The 15,946-nt window shown below is 72.1% G+C and carries 17 protein-coding genes; 9 read left to right on the top strand and 8 right to left on the bottom strand.

The features are described from left to right. Position 1: 1 nt before the first annotated feature. Positions 2–1,630 (bottom strand): ABC transporter substrate-binding protein, encoded by a 1,629-nt coding sequence (locus AC0I8G_RS17890; protein ID WP_471731145.1) that lies wholly within the window; start codon positions 1,628–1,630, stop codon positions 2–4. 159 nt (positions 1,631–1,789) lie between these two features. Here AC0I8G_RS17890 and AC0I8G_RS17885 point away from each other — a divergent pair, with 159 nt between their 5' ends. The 6 genes from AC0I8G_RS17885 to AC0I8G_RS17860 all read left to right on the top strand — a co-directional run bounded on the left by AC0I8G_RS17885 (position 1,790) and on the right by AC0I8G_RS17860 (position 8,414). Further along, on the top strand, positions 1,790–2,443 hold the full coding sequence (locus AC0I8G_RS17885; RefSeq protein ID WP_471731232.1) for a YoaK family protein: 654 nt from the start codon (positions 1,790–1,792) through the stop codon (positions 2,441–2,443). Between the two features lie 147 nt (positions 2,444–2,590). Continuing rightward, complete coding sequence (locus AC0I8G_RS17880; RefSeq protein WP_471731144.1) at positions 2,591–3,490, top strand: diguanylate cyclase domain-containing protein; 900 nt, start codon at positions 2,591–2,593, stop codon at positions 3,488–3,490. A gap of 114 nt (positions 3,491–3,604) precedes the next feature. Further along, a complete protein-coding gene (gene pgm, locus AC0I8G_RS17875) occupies positions 3,605–5,254 on the top strand; it encodes a phosphoglucomutase (alpha-D-glucose-1,6-bisphosphate-dependent) (RefSeq protein ID WP_471731143.1) in 1,650 nt (549 codons plus the stop codon). Beyond that, positions 5,251–5,622: an RNA-binding S4 domain-containing protein gene (locus AC0I8G_RS17870; RefSeq protein ID WP_328293967.1), complete on the top strand. Its 372-nt coding sequence runs from the start codon at positions 5,251–5,253 to the stop codon at positions 5,620–5,622. The genes pgm and AC0I8G_RS17870 overlap by 4 nt, the downstream gene beginning before the upstream one ends. Positions 5,623–5,645: 23 nt before the next feature. Then, a complete protein-coding gene (gene add / locus AC0I8G_RS17865; protein WP_471731142.1) occupies positions 5,646–6,584 on the top strand; it encodes an adenosine deaminase in 939 nt (312 codons plus the stop codon). Positions 6,585–6,656: 72 nt separating this feature from the next. After that, positions 6,657–8,414, top strand: coding sequence for a PP2C family protein-serine/threonine phosphatase (locus AC0I8G_RS17860; protein ID WP_471731141.1), 1,758 nt, complete (start codon positions 6,657–6,659; stop codon positions 8,412–8,414). Here AC0I8G_RS17860 and AC0I8G_RS17855 read toward each other — a convergent pair. Next, entirely contained in the window at positions 8,365–8,577 is a 213-nt protein-coding gene (locus tag AC0I8G_RS17855; protein ID WP_471731140.1) for a hypothetical protein, read from the bottom strand. The genes AC0I8G_RS17860 and AC0I8G_RS17855 overlap by 50 nt on opposite strands. Next, complete coding sequence (locus tag AC0I8G_RS17850) at positions 8,574–8,954, bottom strand: MerR family transcriptional regulator (RefSeq protein WP_380258393.1); 381 nt, start codon at positions 8,952–8,954, stop codon at positions 8,574–8,576. The genes AC0I8G_RS17855 and AC0I8G_RS17850 overlap by 4 nt, the downstream gene beginning before the upstream one ends. A 69-nt stretch (positions 8,955–9,023) precedes the next feature. Here AC0I8G_RS17850 and AC0I8G_RS17845 point away from each other — a divergent pair, with 69 nt between their 5' ends. Beyond that, positions 9,024–9,731, top strand: coding sequence for an SDR family oxidoreductase (locus AC0I8G_RS17845; RefSeq protein WP_471731139.1), 708 nt, complete (start codon positions 9,024–9,026; stop codon positions 9,729–9,731). 2 nt (positions 9,732–9,733) lie between these two features. Here AC0I8G_RS17845 and AC0I8G_RS17840 read toward each other — a convergent pair whose 3' ends face one another. After that, on the bottom strand, positions 9,734–10,591 hold the full coding sequence (locus tag AC0I8G_RS17840; RefSeq protein ID WP_471731138.1) for an SDR family oxidoreductase: 858 nt from the start codon (positions 10,589–10,591) through the stop codon (positions 9,734–9,736). A gap of 93 nt (positions 10,592–10,684) precedes the next feature. Between AC0I8G_RS17840 and AC0I8G_RS17835 the strand changes: the two genes are divergently transcribed. Then, the gene (locus AC0I8G_RS17835) at positions 10,685–11,395 is read left to right on the top strand and encodes a TetR/AcrR family transcriptional regulator (protein WP_471731137.1); all 711 of its coding nucleotides are present in this window, start codon (positions 10,685–10,687) and stop codon (positions 11,393–11,395) included. A 45-nt stretch (positions 11,396–11,440) separates the two neighbouring features. Here the strand turns inward: AC0I8G_RS17835 and AC0I8G_RS17830 are convergent, their stop codons facing one another. The 4 genes from AC0I8G_RS17830 to AC0I8G_RS17815 form a co-directional block, all read right to left on the bottom strand. After that, positions 11,441–12,046, bottom strand: coding sequence for a dihydrofolate reductase family protein (locus tag AC0I8G_RS17830; protein WP_471731136.1), 606 nt, complete (start codon positions 12,044–12,046; stop codon positions 11,441–11,443). A gap of 80 nt (positions 12,047–12,126) precedes the next feature. Beyond that, positions 12,127–12,525, bottom strand: a complete 399-nt coding sequence (locus tag AC0I8G_RS17825) for a pyridoxamine 5'-phosphate oxidase family protein (RefSeq protein ID WP_471731135.1) — start codon at positions 12,523–12,525, stop codon at positions 12,127–12,129. Positions 12,526–12,579: 54 nt separating this feature from the next. Next, positions 12,580–13,488: an alpha/beta hydrolase gene (locus tag AC0I8G_RS17820; RefSeq protein ID WP_471731134.1), complete on the bottom strand. Its 909-nt coding sequence runs from the start codon at positions 13,486–13,488 to the stop codon at positions 12,580–12,582. 4 nt (positions 13,489–13,492) lie between these two features. Beyond that, positions 13,493–14,422 carry an aldo/keto reductase gene (locus AC0I8G_RS17815; RefSeq protein ID WP_471731133.1) on the bottom strand — a complete coding sequence of 310 codons (930 nt, stop codon included), beginning with the start codon at positions 14,420–14,422 and terminating at the stop codon, positions 13,493–13,495. Positions 14,423–14,478: 56 nt separating this feature from the next. On the opposite strand from AC0I8G_RS17815, the gene AC0I8G_RS17810 reads away from it, so the two are divergent. Then, positions 14,479–15,927 (top strand): glucose-6-phosphate dehydrogenase, encoded by a 1,449-nt coding sequence (locus AC0I8G_RS17810; protein ID WP_471731132.1) that lies wholly within the window; start codon positions 14,479–14,481, stop codon positions 15,925–15,927. Positions 15,928–15,946: the final 19 nt, after the last annotated feature.

The raw sequence follows: 15,946 nt of genomic DNA, 5'->3' as shown, positions 1-15,946 counted from the left end.
GTCACTCCCCTCCGGCCAGGAACGCGGCCCGGGACAACCGGACCACTCCGTCGGCGTAGGTCTCGATCCCGGCCACGCCGGGATCCTGGGTGGTGTACCCGGTGATGCTGCGCTGCCGGTACAGGTAGACGATCGGGTTGTCGCGCTGCACGACGGTCACCAGCTTCCCGTAGAGCTCGGCGCGTTGCGCCGGGTCGGTGGCCCGGGCCGCGGCCTTGACGAGGTCGTCGGCCTCGGGCGAGGAGTACCCCGAGTAGTTGTTCCCGGCCCCGGTGCTCAGGAAGCTCGCGCTGTTGCCGTTGGGGTCGACGCGGCCCGACCAGCCGAGCTGCACGGCCTCGAAGTCACCGCTGGTCTGCTGGTCCAGCAGGGTCGAGTACTCCACCGGCTGGATGGTGAGGTCGAAACCACCGGCGACGACGCTGGCCTGCAGGGCCTGGGCCAGGCGCAACGAGTCCGCGGTGTTCGAGGTCGCCATCGTGAACCGGTAGGGCAGCTCGACGCCGGCCTCGGTGAGGAGCTGCTTGGCCCGGGCGGGGTCGTAGGTGGGGCAGGCCTCGCTCGCCTCGGTGGAGTACGTGCTGTCCGGTGGGACGAACGAGCAGGCGGGTTCGTACCAGTTGTTGAACACCGAGTTCACCAGCGCGGTCCGGTCCACCGACAGCGAGAACGCCTCCCGGATCCGCGGGTCGGTGGCCAGCGGCGTGTCGATGCGGCCGGGCGGTTTCCCGGTCCCCTCGGTGTTGCCGAGGTTGAACGTCACCGCCTGGTAGCCGAAGGACCCGGTCTGCAGCAACCCGACGTCCTTCTCCTGGGCCAGCGCGTCGACGTCCTGCGGGGAGAGGCTGTCGGCGACCTGGACGTCACCGGAGCGGAGGTTCGCGGCGCGGATGTTGGCGTCGGTCATGATGCGGTAGGTGATGGTGTCCAGGTGGACCTCGTCGGCGGCGTAGTACAGCGGGTCGCGTTCGACGGTGATGGAGGTCTGCGGGACGCGTTCGACGAACTTGAACGGTCCCACGCACACGGGGTGCGCCCCGAAGTTCGTCCCTTCGGCGGCCAGTGCCGTGGGCGACATGATCATCCCGGCCCGGTCGGCGAGCGCCGCGGTGAGCGGGGAGAACGGCGTCTTGTAGGTGACGACGACCGTCGCGGGGTCGGGGGCGGTGACGTCGGCGACGGGTCCGAGTTCGCTCTTGCGCGAGGACCCCTCGAGGGTCAGGTTCCGCTGGAGGGTCGTGACGACGGCGGCGGCGTCGAAAGGGGTTCCGTCCGCGAACACCGGGCCGGTGCGGACGGGGATCGTGACGGTGAGGCCGTCGGGCGAGATCGTCGGCAGGGCCGCGGCGAGCTGCGGGACGAGGTTCCCGTCGGCGTCGATGTCGTAGAGCTTCTCGCACACGGCGTTCATGACGTAGCGCGTGTAGAGCGAGGAGGACGTGGTCGGGTCGAGCTTGTCGGGTTCGGCCGACAGCGCCATCACCAGGTCGCCGCCGTCGGCGACGGGGCGGGAACCGATCGCGACGCCGGTGACGTCCTCGCGGTCAGGGGCGGGCTGCACGGGCTGGACGGCCACGCAGCCGGTGAGGAGGAGCAGCGCGGCGAGCGAGCACGGGACGCGGACCTTCATGTGAACACCTTCGGGACGCCGACGAGCAGGTCAAGAACGTATACAATCGGGGACCGTACTCCCGCTTTGTTTCGGCTGTGTTGCCGACGCTCCGGTATCTTCCGGAACTCACCTGGAGGAACGGGGAGTTTCGTGGCGAAGAAGTGGCACCTGGCGCTCATGCTGGTCCTGACGTTCTCGACCGGCATCGTCGACGCCGTCGGCTACCTCGGCCTCGACCGCGTGTTCACGGCGAACATGACGGGCAACGTCGTGATCCTGGGCATGGCCCTCACGGGCGCGGAGGACCTCCCGATCGTCGGCCCGATCGTCGCGCTGCTCGGGTTCCTCGTGGGCGCCACCGTCGTCGGCCGGGTGCTGCGCAAGGCGGCGACGGGCTGGACGACGGCTTCCTCGGTGATCTTCGGACTCGTCGGGGTCGGGCTCGGCGTGCTGGCCGTCGTGGTCACGGGGCTGCAGGGCGTCCCCGTCGAGGCCGGCACCACCGCACCGCCGGCGGCCCTGGCCGTCACGGGCGTCCTCGGCGTGGTCATGGGTGGTCAGGGCGCCGCCGCCCGCCGCCTCGCGGTGAAGGACGTCACCACGGTCGTGGTGACCTCCACGCTCACCGGCCTCGCGGCCGACTCCCGGCTCGCCGGGGGCACGGGCGAGGGGTGGCGGCGACGGATCGGCGCGGTCGTCCTCATCCTGGCCGGGGCCGCGGTCGGCGCGGCCCTGCTGCGCTGGCACATCGGCGCGGGCCTGGCCCTCGCCGCGGTCATCGCCCTGCTCGCGGCCCTCCTCGGCCACCTCAAGGCGCGCGAGACCCCCTGAGGACCGGCACTCCCGGCGGGAGGCGCCGCGAACGGGTGATGCGGCACTCAACCACTTTCTGTAGGAGAAATCATCACGTAGCGTTACCTCATTGCTCCACCCGTCCCCTGCACCCGCCGGCGACGTGCGGGGGCGGGAGGGGACCCGATGGACAGCGGACGCGTCAGCGTGCCGTCGCGACCACAGGTCACCGTGCCGTTCGAGCAGCTGGTCCAGCAGGTGCCGATGGGGGTGTGGATCCACCTCGACGACCGGATCGTCTACGCCAACCGCTGCGCCGAGGAGATGCTCGGGACGGGCCCGGGGCAGGCCGTGGGCCTGTGGATGTCGCACCTGGTCCACCCGGCCTCCGCCCAGCTCGTCCAGGCCCGCATCGACCGCCTGCTGGGCGGGCGGGCGCTGTCCGGGTCCGCGGAGGTCACCCTCGTGCGTCCCGGCGGCGAGGAGGTCCGCATCGAGTCGGTGGAGACCACGATCGAGCTCCCCGAGGGGGTCGCGGTGGTCGTGACGGCCTGCGACGTCACCGAGCGCGTCCGCCGTGAGCGGCACCTGGCCCACGTGGCCACCCACGACGGCCTCACCGGCCTGCCCAACCGGCTGCTGTTCATCGACCGCCTCGAGCAGGCGCTGAGCGGCGCGGCCCGCCGGGGCGGGTACGTGCTGCTGGCCTTCGTCGACCTCGACGGGTTCAAGGCCGTCAACGACCGGCTGGGGCACGCCGCCGGGGACGAGGTCCTGCACCGCGTCGCGCAGCACCTGCTCAGCGGTTCGCGCGGCGGTGACACCGTCGCGCGACTGGCCGGGGACGAGTTCGTCGTCTGCGCCGAGCTCGACGAGGCCGCCGACGCCGAGGGGTGCGTGGCCCGCTACGCGGAGGCTCTCGCCCGGGCGCAGCGACCCTCGGACGTCGTCGCGTGGGGGGCGAGCACCGGTGTCCTCGTGTGCGACGGGACCTGGTCGGCCGCCGACGCCCTGGCCGAGGCGGACCGGCGCATGTACGCCGCGAAGCTGCCCCGGGCCCGCGGGACGGACGGCCTCCCGGCCTGAGCCTCCCGGGTCGCCGCGGCAGGGCGGTGGCGGGATGGCGGGTACGGGTGCAGCATCATCGGTCTCGACCGCAGAGCGCGGTGTCAGCGGAACCGCAGGAGTGACGAGGAAGCCATGACGAACTCGCGCGCAGGACAGCTCGCAGAACCCTCGGACCTCATCGACGTCTCGCACGTCGTCACGGCCTACTACGCGACCCAGCCGGACCCCTCCGACGTCGGGCAGCGCGTCGCTTTCGGCACCTCGGGCCACCGCGGGTCCAGCCTCGACGCGGCGTTCAACGAGAACCACATCCTCGCCACCACGCAGGCGATCGTGGACTACCGCCGCGAGCAGGGCTTCGACGGTCCGCTGTTCATCGGTCGCGACACCCACGCGCTGTCGGAACCCGCGTGGGTGTCCGCCCTCGAGGTCCTCGCCGCCAACGACGTCACCGTGCTCGTCGACGACCGTGACTCCTGGACCCCGACGCCGGCGGTCTCGCACGCGATCCTGCGCGCGAACCGCGACGGCTCCTCGATCCGCACGACCGGCAGCGGCCTGGCCGACGGCATCGTCGTCACCCCCTCGCACAACCCGCCCCGCGACGGTGGGTTCAAGTACAACCCGCCGAACGGCGGCCCCGCCGACACCGACGCGACGGGCTGGATCGCGAGGACGGCGAACGCCTACCTGGAGGCCGGTCTCGAGGGCGTCAAGCGCGTGCCGTTCGCGAAGGCCCGTGCGGCCGCGCAGGGCTACGACTTCCTGGGCACCTACGTCGACGACCTGCCCAACGTCCTGGACATCGACGCGATCCGCGACGCCGGGATCCGCATCGGGGCCGACCCGCTCGGCGGCGCGAGCGTCGAGTTCTGGCAGGCCGTCGCCGACCGCCACCGCCTCGACCTCACGGTCGTGAACCCGCTGGTGGACCCGACCTGGCGGTTCATGACGCTGGACTGGGACGAGAAGATCCGCATGGACTGCTCCTCGCCGTCGGCGATGGCCTCGCTCATCGCCAAGCGCGACCAGTTCCAGATCGCCACCGGCAACGACGCCGACTCCGACCGGCACGGCATCGTCACCCCCGACGGGCTGATGAACCCCAACCACTACCTCGCCGTCGCGATCCAGTACCTGTTCGGCAACCGGAAGGGCTGGCCGCAGAGCGCCGCGATCGGCAAGACGCTGGTGTCCAGCTCGATGATCGACCGCGTGGCGGAGTCCCTCGGCCGCACGCTGCTCGAGGTCCCCGTCGGGTTCAAGTGGTTCGTCCCGGGTCTGCTGGACGCCTCCGTCGGCTTCGGCGGCGAGGAGAGCGCCGGCGCCTCCTTCCTGCGCAAGGACGGGTCGGTCTGGAGCACCGACAAGGACGGCATCCTGCTGGCCCTGCTCGCCTCGGAGATCACCGCCGTCACGGGCCGGACGCCCAGCCAGCACTACGCCGACCTGACCGCGCAGTTCGGGGCGCCGGAGTACGAGCGCTCCGACGCGGCCGCGACCCGCGAGCAGAAGGCGACGCTCTCGAAGCTCTCGGCCGACCAGGTCAGCGCGACCGAGCTCGCGGGCGAGAAGATCGTCGCGAAGCTCACCGAGGCCCCCGGCAACGGGGCGGCGATCGGTGGCCTCAAGGTCGTCACCGAGAGCGCCTGGTTCGCGGCCCGCCCGTCGGGCACCGAGGACGTCTACAAGATCTACGCCGAGTCCTTCCAGGGCGGCGAGCACCTCGCGCAGGTGCAGGCCGAGGCGCAGGAACTCGTCGACGGAGTTCTCGCGAGTTGACCAGAATCGACCAGTGGACGTGGGCGGTGCGGCTCTACAAGAGCCGCTCGCTCGCGTCCGCCGCCGTGAAGGCGGGACACGTGCGCGTCAACGACGAACGCGCGAAACCCTCGACCAGCGTGCACGTCGGCGACGAGGTGCGCGTGCGGGTCGAGGGGTACGAGAAGGTCTTCGAGGTGGTGCAGCTGCTCGAGAAGCGGGTGGGCGCCCCGATCGCGCAGGCCGCCTACGTCGACAACTCCCCACCCCCGCCCCCGAAGGACGAGTTCTTCGGCGCGTTCGGCACCCGCGACCGCGGAGCCGGACGGCCGACGAAGCGCGACCGTCGCGAGATGGAACGCCTCCGCGGAGAACCCCCGCAGGACTGAACCCGCCTCGGTAGGGTCGGGACGTGATCGAGGAACTCGACAAGGCCGAACTGCACGTCCACCTCGAGGGGACCCTGGAGGCCGCCGAGCTGTTGCGCATGGCCCGGGAGAACGACGTCGACGTGCCGTACACGAGCGTCGAGGACGTCGACGCGGCGTACGAGTTCTCCAGCCTCCAGTCCTTCCTCGACGTGTTCTTCCAGGGGTGCCGGGTGCTGCGCCGTCGCGACGACTTCGCCGACCTGGCCACCACCTACCTGCGCCGGGCGGCGGCCGACGGGGTCACCCGGGCCGAGGTCTTCTTCGGTCCGCAGACGTTCCTGGCCAACGGCGTCCCGCTCGAGGACCAGCTCGAGGGTCTCTTCGACGGCTTCGCCCGCGCCCACGAGGAGACCGGCATCGACGCCGCGCTCGTCGCCAGCGCGCAACGCCACCGCTCGGAGGACGACGCGCTGGCGATGCTGGAGGCCGTGATGCCCTGGGCCGACCGCATCGTGGGGTTCGGCCTGGGTTCCTCCGAACTCGGCAACCCGCCGTCGAAGTTCGTCCGCTACTTCACGACCGCCCGCGAGCGGGGTTTCCGGACGACCTGCCACGCGGGTGAGGAGGGGCCGGCGTCCTACGTCTGGGAGGCGCTGGACCTCTGCCACGTGGACCGGATCGACCACGGGGTGGCGATCGCGAGCGACCCCGCCCTGGTGGACCGGGTGGTTCGAGACCAGGTACCGCTGACGATGTGCCCGGTGTCGAACCTCCGGCTCAAGGTCGTCCCCGACCTGGCGTCGCACCCGATCCGGGAACTCTTCGACGCGGGAGCCCTGGTGACGGTCAACTCCGACGACCCGACGTACTTCGGCGCCCACGTCGGCGACAACTACCGGCGCCTGCGCGACGAGGCCGGGTTCAGCGAGGCCGAACTGGCGCAGCTCGCGCGCAACAGCGTGACCGCCAGCTGGACGTGATCTTCACCGTTCTGCTCCCGCGCCCCCCAGCCGCGTGCTAAGAGTGATGTCTAGATAACGGAGGGTGGGCGGATGGCCGGCGTCGTACGCGATTTCGTCGCGCTCTTCGACGGGCTGCCCACGGCCTACCTCGTGATGGACCACGAACTGGTCATCGTCGACGCCAACCGGGCCTACTGCCGGGTGACCGGACGGGAACGCGCCGACCTGCTGGGGTGCTTCGTCTTCGACGCCTTCCCGCCGACCCGCGAGTCCCTCACCCCGGACGGGCGCAACCCCGTCCTGGCCTCGTTCCTGCGCACCCGCGACACCGGGCAGACCGATTCCCTGCCCATCCAGCAGTACGACATCCTCGACCCCGCGACCGGCGAGATGGGGCGACGGCACTGGTCGCTCACCTCCGTGGCGCTGCTCGCCGACGACGGCAGCACCGAGTACGTCCTGCAGCGGGTGGAGGACGTCACCGACTACGTCCGCGACCGCGAGAGCGACCGGTCGCGGACCCGCGAGGTCGAGGCGCAGCTCTTCGTCCGGCTCCACGAGGTCGAGGCCGCGCGCGCCGCGGAACGACTGGCCGCGCACCGGGTCAACGCCCTCGGGGGTGCGGCGCTGCGACTCGCGCACGCCCAGCACGAGGAGGAACTGATCGAGGCCGTGGCCGGGTTGGGGCTGCAGGCCGTGGACGCCACCCGCTTCGAGGTCGCCCTGCTCTCCCTCGCCGACCCGGCGGGCCCGCTCGACCTCTGGCAGGTCACGAGCGCGGCCGACCGGCTCGTGACGACGCGGGGCGAGCTGGCCCGCGACGCCGGCTCCCCCCTCGTGAGCGCGGTCAGGACCGGTGCACGTGCGCTGCACCCCGGGTGCGTCGTCGTTCCGCTGCGAGCGGGCGACGGGCCGCTGGGTGCCCTCAGCTTCTCGTGGCCGCTCACGCGGCCGATCGCCGAGGTTGACGTGGACCTCGTCGCGACGATCGCCGTCCAGTACGGTCAGGCGGTCGGTCGGTTGCGGACCCGCGAGACCGAGCAGGCCGTCGCCGCGGACGCGGTCAGCATGTCCGAGGCGTTGCAGCGCAGCCTCTTGACCGAACCGCGTCAGCCCGAGGACGTCCTCGTCGTCGCCCGCTACCGACCGGCGGCGCAGCGCGCCCAGATCGGCGGCGACTGGTACGACAGCTTCCGGACCGCCGACGGCCGCACGACGCTGGTCGTCGGGGACGTGAGCGGGCACGACGAGGAGTCCGCCGCGGTGATGGGTCAGGTCCGCAACCTGTTGCGCGGCATCGCCTACTGCAGCACGGCGGGGCCGGCGACCGTCCTGACCCGCCTCGACCACGCCCTGGCGGACCTCGACGTGGGCGGCCTCGCCACCTCCGTCCTGCTCACGCTGCAGGAGGGGCCGGGCGAGGGAGAACGCACGATGTGCTGGAGCAACGCGGGCGCCCCGCCGCCGCTGCTGCGCTCGCCGGACGGTTCGGCCACCCTGTTGCAGCCGGAACCGGAACTCCTGCTGGGACTCGACCCGGAGACCGGACGCAGCGACCACCGGCTGGTCCTGCCCCTCGGGGCGGGCGTCCTGCTGTTCACCGACGGACTCGTGGAACGTCGCGACGCCGACATCGAGGACGGCCTGCAGTGGTTGCGGCGCACCGTGTCCGGGATGCTCCACCACAGCCTGGCGGAGATCTGCGACGAGCTGCTGAGGATGGTCGAGGGCTACGCCGAGGACGACGTCGTGCTGCTCGGGGTGCAGGTCCTGGCCCCCCAGCAGCACGAGGTCGACCTCAGGTCCGTGGCAGTTCCCGGAGCCACTGCTCGACCTCGGCGAGGGTGAGCACCGGACCTGCCGCCCCGAAGGCGATCCGGGCGTCCTTGTCCCCCGGTTTCCCGCTGGTCAGCAGGTACCCGGGGTGCCGCGAGGTGGGGGCCTCGAGGGTCCAGCCCTTGGCCTTCGCCTCCTTGCGCAACCGGGCGAGCTGCTCCTCGGGGGAGCTCACGACGCGCGCTCGCAACCCAGTGCCGCCGGGTCGCGGCGGTAGGCCTCCCCGAGGCGGATGACCTCGTCGAGCTTGTCCCGGGTCGCAGTCAGCTCCTCGAGCTGGGCCTGCAGCCGTTCCCGTTCGTCGAGCAACCGCGCCTGCATCTCGTCGGTGAGGACCCCGTGCTCCATGCAGGGCAGGATCCGCAGGACGGCCTTGCTGCCCAGCCCCGCCGTGTAGAGGTTCTGGATGAACTTCACCCGCTCGACGGCCGCGACCGGGTAGTGCCGCTGGCCGCTCGGAGCGCGTTCGGAGGTCAGCAGCCCCTGCTCCTCGTAGTAGCGCAGAGCGCGGACGCTCACGCCCGCCTGCCTGGCGACCTCACCGATGCGCACGGCCACCCCTCACCCTCTTGCCGGTCACGACTTGCCTCTCACGTCAACGTCAGGTTCTAGCGTAGCGGCATGGACATCGACAGCACCACCACCGCACTCGTCACCGGCGCCAACCGCGGTATCGGGCGACACTTCGCCGCCCAGCTCCTCGAGCGGGGCGCGACGGTCTACGCCGCCGCCCGCAACCCCGCCTCGATCGACCTGCCCGGCGCCCGGGTGCTCGCGCTCGACATCACCGACGCCGACGCCGTCGCGGCCGCGGCCCGCGAGGCCGGCGACGTGAACCTCCTCGTGAACAACGCCGGGATCTCCACCGGCGCGAACCTCCTCGACGCCGACCTCGACGGCGTCCGCGCCGAACTGGACGTCAACTTCTGGGGCACCCTGTCCATGGTCCGCGCCTTCGCCCCCGTCCTGGCCCGCAACGGCGGCGGGGCCATCGCGAACGTCTCCTCGGCGCTGTCCTGGTTCGCCTACCCGGGCACCGGCGCCTACGCCGTGTCCAAGGCGGCGAACTGGAACATGAGCAACGCCCTGCGCCTGGAACTCCACGGCCAGGGGACCCTGGTCACCTCCGTCCACCTGGGGTCGGCCGAGACGGACATGACCAAGGGCTACGACGGTCCCAAGATCGACCCGGCCGACGCGGCCCGCGCGACCCTCGACGGCATCGTGGCGGGGAAGATCGAGATCCTCGTCGACGACTGGAGCGAGATGATCAAAGCCTCCCTCGCCAAGGACCCGGCCGAGTTCTACGGCCAGTTCCTCACCGCCTGACCTCAGTGCACCGCAGGCCGTTCGAGCACGTCCCGGACGGTCTGCGGTTCCCGGCCCAGCAGGTCGGCGAGCAACGGGTCGGTCCCGGCGAAGAACCCCTGCTCGGCCGCCTGGTACATGCCCAGCAGGAACCGGGCCATGAACTCCTGGGTGCCGGCGGCGACCTGCGCGGCGACCCACGCCTCCGGCGCGAGGACCTCGAGCTCGATCGTGCGTCCCACGATCGCGGAGGCGGTCTCGGCCACCTCGGCGAACGTCGGGGCGGCACTCGCGGTGAGGGTCGTCGGGCCCTCGAACGGGGTCGGGGACGCGAGGACCACGGCCGCGGCTTCCCCCGCGTCCTCGCGCGCCGTCCACGAGACGGGCCCCTCGGCCGGGACGGTGATCCGCCCGGTCTCACGCCAGGGTCCGCTCAGCCAGCCCAGGCTGTGCGCGTAGAACCCGTTGCGCAACGAGGTCCAGGGCAGGCCGGAACCGGCCAGCAGTTCCTCGGTGGCGGCATGGTCGCGGCCCGGCCCGAACGGGGTTCCCGCGGCCGCCCCCTGGTGGCTGGTGTAGAGGATCCGCCCGACGCCAGCGGTCACGGCGGCCTCGATGGCGTTGCGGTGCAGGGCGACCGCATCGGCACGCGGGTCGCTGGAGGAGACCAGCAGCAGCTGATCCGCCCCGGCGAACGCGGTGGGCAGCGAGGCCGGGTCGGCGTAGTCGCCGCGGCGGACCTCGATCCCGCGGTCGGCGAAGCGCTGCGCCTTCGCGACGTCGCGCGCCACGACGGCGATCTCGCTCGCCGGGACGCGTTCGAGCAGGTGGTCGACGGTGACGCCGTTGAGGGCGCCGGTCGCACCGGTGACGACGATCATGGTGAACTCCTCTGGTATCGCTGGTATCGCTGATATCGGAATCAGAGTAACCACGGAATCTCAGCGATAGCAAGAGTGCGTTACCGTTGGAACGTGACCGAGACGACCGACCGACGCAGCGACACCCGGTCGAGGATCGTCGACGCCGCCGCCCGACTCCTGCGGGAGCAGGGGCCCGCCGCCGTGACCACCCGTCGGGTCGCCGAGGCCGCCGGCCTGCAGGCCCCCGCCATCTACCGCCTCTTCGGCGACAAGGACGGACTGCTCGAGGCCGTCGCCGAGCACGTCATGTCCGGCTACGTCACCGCGAAGGCCGCCGTCGTGGCCGCCGCGACGGCCGAGGAGGTCGACCCCCTGGCCGACCTGCGCCGCGGCTGGAACTCCCAGATCGAGTTCGGGGTCACGAACCCGACCCTGTTCCGCCTCCTGAGCGATCCGGAACGCGTGGTGCGTTCCCCCGCAGCCGAATCGGGCCGCAGAGTTCTGCAGGCCCGGATCCACCGGCTCGCCACCACCGGCCGTCTCCGCGTCGCGGAAACCCTCGCCGTGGACCTCTTCCAGGCCGCCGGGGTCGGCACCATCACCACCCTGCTCGCCTCCCCGCCGGAACGGCGCGACCCCGGTCTGGCCGACGCGATGTTCGAGGCCGTCCTGCGTCAGATCCTCACCGACGCCACCGACCCCGTGGACGACGCCTCGATCGCCGTCGCGTTCCGCGCCGTCACGCCGGAACTCGACGTGCTCAGCGAGGGCGAGCGCCGGTTGCTCGTCGAGTGGCTCGACCGGGTGATCGCCCGGCGGTGACGGCCGCAGGCAGGGACACGACTCCCCGGTGCAGCGAGCCCGGCCCTACCCCATGTCGCCGGTCGCGGGAACCCCGTCGGCGAGGCCGTAGCGCAGGTGCACCGCGCCCTTCGGCCCGGCCGACGGCGGTTCGAGCAGGGTGAGGTTGGTCGGCACCGCGCCGCCGGCGAAGACCTTCTTGCCCTCCCCCAGCACGATCGGGTGGATCCAGAGGTCGAGGACGTCGAAGAGCTTCTCGCGCAGCAGCGTCTGGACGAGGTTCAGGCTCCCCACGACCTTGACGTTCTCGTGCCGGTCGCGGATCTCACGGACGGAGGCTGCGAGGTCGCGGCCCAGCAGCGTCGAGCCGGCCCAGGAGAGGTCGGGCCGACCGCGCGAGGCCACGTACTTGGGGAGCCGGTTGAAGAGGGTCGCGATGTCGCCCTCGGTCTGGTGCGGCCAGTAGCCGGCGAAGATCTCGTACGTCCGGCGGCCGAGCAGCAGGGCGTCCGTGCCCTCGTAGGCGGCACCGACCTGCGCCTCGCTGACCTCGTCCAGCAGCGGCGCCTGCCACCCCCCGAACCCGAACCCGATCGGGTCCTCGTCGGGGCCGCCGGGGGCCTGGCCCACGAGGTCGAGGGTCGCGAACAGCTCGAGGTGGATCTGGCCCACGTCGTCCTCCCGGTGTCGTCGTCGGTCCGCTCGCGTGGTGGACCCGGAGGGTCCCGCGAACTCATCGGTCGCGTGCGCGACTACTGCGCGGCACCCGTCAGGAGCCAGCGGGTGACGGGCACCTCGACGAGCACCTGCGCTCCCCCGGGGTGCGCCGGGACGGTGATGTCCCACCCGCCGTACTTGGCCGCGAACCCCTGGACGACGTGCTGCGGGAAGCCCCTGCGGTGCACGTGCGCGACCCCCTCGGCGACCACCGGGTGGTCCCCGTCCGGCAGGGCCAGCGACACCCGGGGATCGAGCGACAGGTTGCGCACCTTGACGTTGCGCTCGCCGCTGCCGATCCACCAGGTGCCGGGCTCGTGGACGAACCAGACGGGGGTCGTGTGGGGCGATCCGTCGGGACGCAGGGTCGTCAGCCAGACGGTGCGCTCCGTCCGCAGACGAGCCTCGACCTCGGGGCTCAGCGGTGGCGGCACCGGGGCAGTGGACCACGTCGGCGCACGCCCGGATCTCCACGGGTCCGTCGTCGATCAGCGGAAGGGGTCCGCGGTGGGCTCCAGGCGATCCCGGAGCCAGTCCTCGACGTCGGCGAGCGCGGCGCGCGCCATCGACGTCGGGTGTCCGGTGAAACCGTGCGGCGAGGCGGGGTAGACGCGCAGGTCGACGTCGACCCCGGCGGCCGAGAACCGCTCGGCCATCGCCAGGTTGTCCTCGAGCAGCACGTCGTCGGCCCCCACCACCACGAGGACCGGCGGGAGGCCCCGCAGGTCGGCGAAGACGGGCGAGAAGTCCGGGTGCGTCCGGTCGGCCAGGGAACCTGCGTAGGCGTCGAGGAAGTACTCGTCCGCGATGAGGCGTCCGGCGGGGGTGGAGCCGCTGAGGTCGTAGGTCCCGAACTGCAGCACCGCTCCGGCAGCGCGGTCGACACCGTTGTCCCGCAGTCTCACGAGCGTCGCGACGGCCAGGGTCGATCCCGCCGAGAAACCCGTGAGCAGGAGCCTCTCCGTGCCGAACCGGTCCGCGGCGTTCCGGACGAGCCAGCGCGCCACGGTCTCGCAGTCGTCCGGGGCGGCGGGCCAGGGGTTCTCCGGGGCGAGCCGGTGGTCGACGCTGACCACCGCGACCCCGAGGGCGTCGACGAGTTCGCGGTTGCGGACGTCGCTCGCCGCCGCCGACCCCAGGAAGAAACCGCCACCGTGCAGTTCCAGGAGGACCCCCGTCGCACCACCGGCCGGGGCGTGGATCCGGACGGGAACCCCGTCGAGCACCTCCACGGCCGGCGCGGGGTGCGACACGGGCGGTGGGGTCGCCGCGGAGCGGGCCCGTTCGAGCTCGACGGGACCGTTCGGACCGCGTCCGGGCACCCGACGGGCGTAGAAGCCGCGGGACTCCACGACCAGCGCGGCGAGGCGGGGATCCTCGGCCGGTCGACCGGTCACGAGGTCATCCCCAGGACAACGCGCTCCGGGTCGCCCAGTACGCCGCGGGCGCCTCGACGACACCGTCGGGCACCGACGCCGGGGGGCGCGCCGCGAGGTTCTGCTCGAGCTGGGGCAGCGTCACCGCCCCGCTGAGGACGACGTCGACGAAGGGCTGGGCGAGCACCGCACCGAGCGCGAAGGCGTCGAGGGTCTGCCCGTCGAGCGCGGCCATCTGCGCCAGACCCGGTTCCGCCCCGTGGGCGGTGAGCCGGCCGTTGGCGACGCCCTCCTTCACCACGACGAGCCACCCGGCGTCGTGCGCCTCCGCCAGCGCGGCCCCGACCGAGCGTTCGAGGAGGTTCCACGTCGACTGCACCGCGCTGAAGGGGTTGTCGGGCACCGCCAGGGCCCGCTGCACGACCGCGAACTGCTCCGGGCCGCTCGTGGAGATCCCGACCCGCACCCCGCCCGCCGCGAGCGCACGCAGCCGGTCCAGCAGCTCGTCGTCGCCCAGCGCCGGACTGTCCGGGGTCACCGAGTGCACCAGGTAGACGTCCGGGGTGGTGCCGAGGGCCTCGAGGGTCTCGGGCCACTGCCGGTCGAAGACGGCGGGGCTGTGGTCCTTGCGCTCGTGCAGGGGGGCGTCGAGCGTCCACTCCCCCACGTACTCGTAGCCCCACTTCGAGCCGATGGTCAGCTGCTCCCGAGCGCCGGGGCGGGCGGCCAGCCAGCTGCCGAGGAAGCGCTCGGCGTAGCCGTAGGAGCGGGCGGCGTCGAGGTAGCGGACGCCGAGGTCGAAGGCCCGGTCGAGCAGCTGGTGCGACCGGGCCTCCAGCTCCTCGACGGACCGCGCCGCGGCGAGGTCCTCGTCGCGGCCGAGCGTGATGTAGGCGGGGCGGCCCACGGCGGCGAGGCCGAGACCGAGACGGTGCACCCACGGAGACGTGTCCACAGCCGGGTAGCGTAGGCGCGGGCATCATCTGACCCCCCATCGAGTTGGAGACGGACATGAGCAACGCGCTGGGCGCCACCACCACGAGCGCCGGCCCCACCGTCTTCGTCGTCTACGGCGCCACGGGTGACCTCGCCAAACGTCTCGTCATGCCGGGCTTCGCGGCCCTCGCCGCCGCGGACCTCCTCCCCGAGAAGTGGGTCCTCATCGGCAGCGGCCGCAAGGCTCAGCCGGACGACTCCTACCGCGACCACGTCCGCAAGGGTCTGCAGGAGTTCGCCCGCGGCAAGAACGGTGTCGACGACGAGGTCATCGAGTCGATCCTGCCGGGGCTGCGGTTCGCCGGCGGCGGTTTCACGGCCGACGATCCGGGCGAGCTGCTGGACGCGATCGCCGCGGCCAAGCAGGAGGTCGGTGACGACGCGCAGGTGGTCCACTACCTGGCCCTGCCGCCCTCGACCTTCCAGGGCTACACCGAGGCGATCGCCGCGCACGGCCTGGCCGAAGGTTCCCGCGTCGTCTACGAGAAGCCGTACGGCACCTCGCCGGAGTCGTTCGAGGAACTCGACCAGCTGGTCCAGTCGGTCTTCGACGAGCAGCAGGTCTTCCGCATCGACCACTTCCTCGGCAAGGAGGCGACCCAGCAGCTGCACGTCCTGCGGTTCGCCAACCGCATGATCGAGCAGCTGTGGAGCAACGAGCACGTCGCGCAGGTCCAGATCGACGTCCCCGAGGTCCTCGGGGTCGACGACCGCGCGACGTTCTACGACGAGACCGGCGCCACGCTGGACATGCTCGTCACCCACCTCCTGCAGGTCGCGGCCGAGGTCGCGCTCGACCCGCCGACGGACTGGACCTCCGACGCGCTCGCCCAGGCCCGCGAGAACGTGCTGGCGAAGTTCCGCCCGCTGGACCCCACCGAGGTCGTCCTCGGCCAGGGCACCGGGTACCAGGAGATCAAGGACGTCCGCGAGGGTTCCACGACGGACACGTTCGTCGCGGCCAAGGTGTGGGTCGACACCCCCCGCTGGGAAGGCGTCCCCTTCGTCCTGCGCACGGGCAAGAAGCTCGCCGAGAGCCACCAGCACGTGACCCTGGTGTTCAAGCGCCCGCTGAACAGCCCGCAGCACGACGACGACGCGGTGCCCGAGACGCTGACGTTCATCCTGAGCGGCAACGGGTCCGTCGAGGCCGGCGTCACCGCTCGTCGCCCCGGCGTCTCCGACGACCTGGTGCCGGGCAAGCTGTACCTGGACCTCGCCGCCCTGCCGAACGCCGAACCGCTGCCGCCGTACGCCGCGCTGCTGCGCGACGTCCTCATCGGCGACCGCGCGTTGTTCACGACGTCGGCCGGCCTGCGGGACGCGTGGCGGGTGGCCTGCCCGCTGCTCGCCGAGCGTCCCGAACTGCTGCCCTACGAACCCGGTTCCTGGGGTCCGGAGGCCGCCGAGGAGATCGCCGCACCGTTCGGCTGGCTGACCGAGCGCGGGCAGTCGCGCTCCTGACCGACCGTCGTTCCCACGT

It is taken from the genome of Kineococcus sp. AC630, assembly GCF_979255925.1.
Note: the sequence above shows the minus strand (reverse complement) of the source record. Positions and strands in the feature narration are given on the sequence as shown.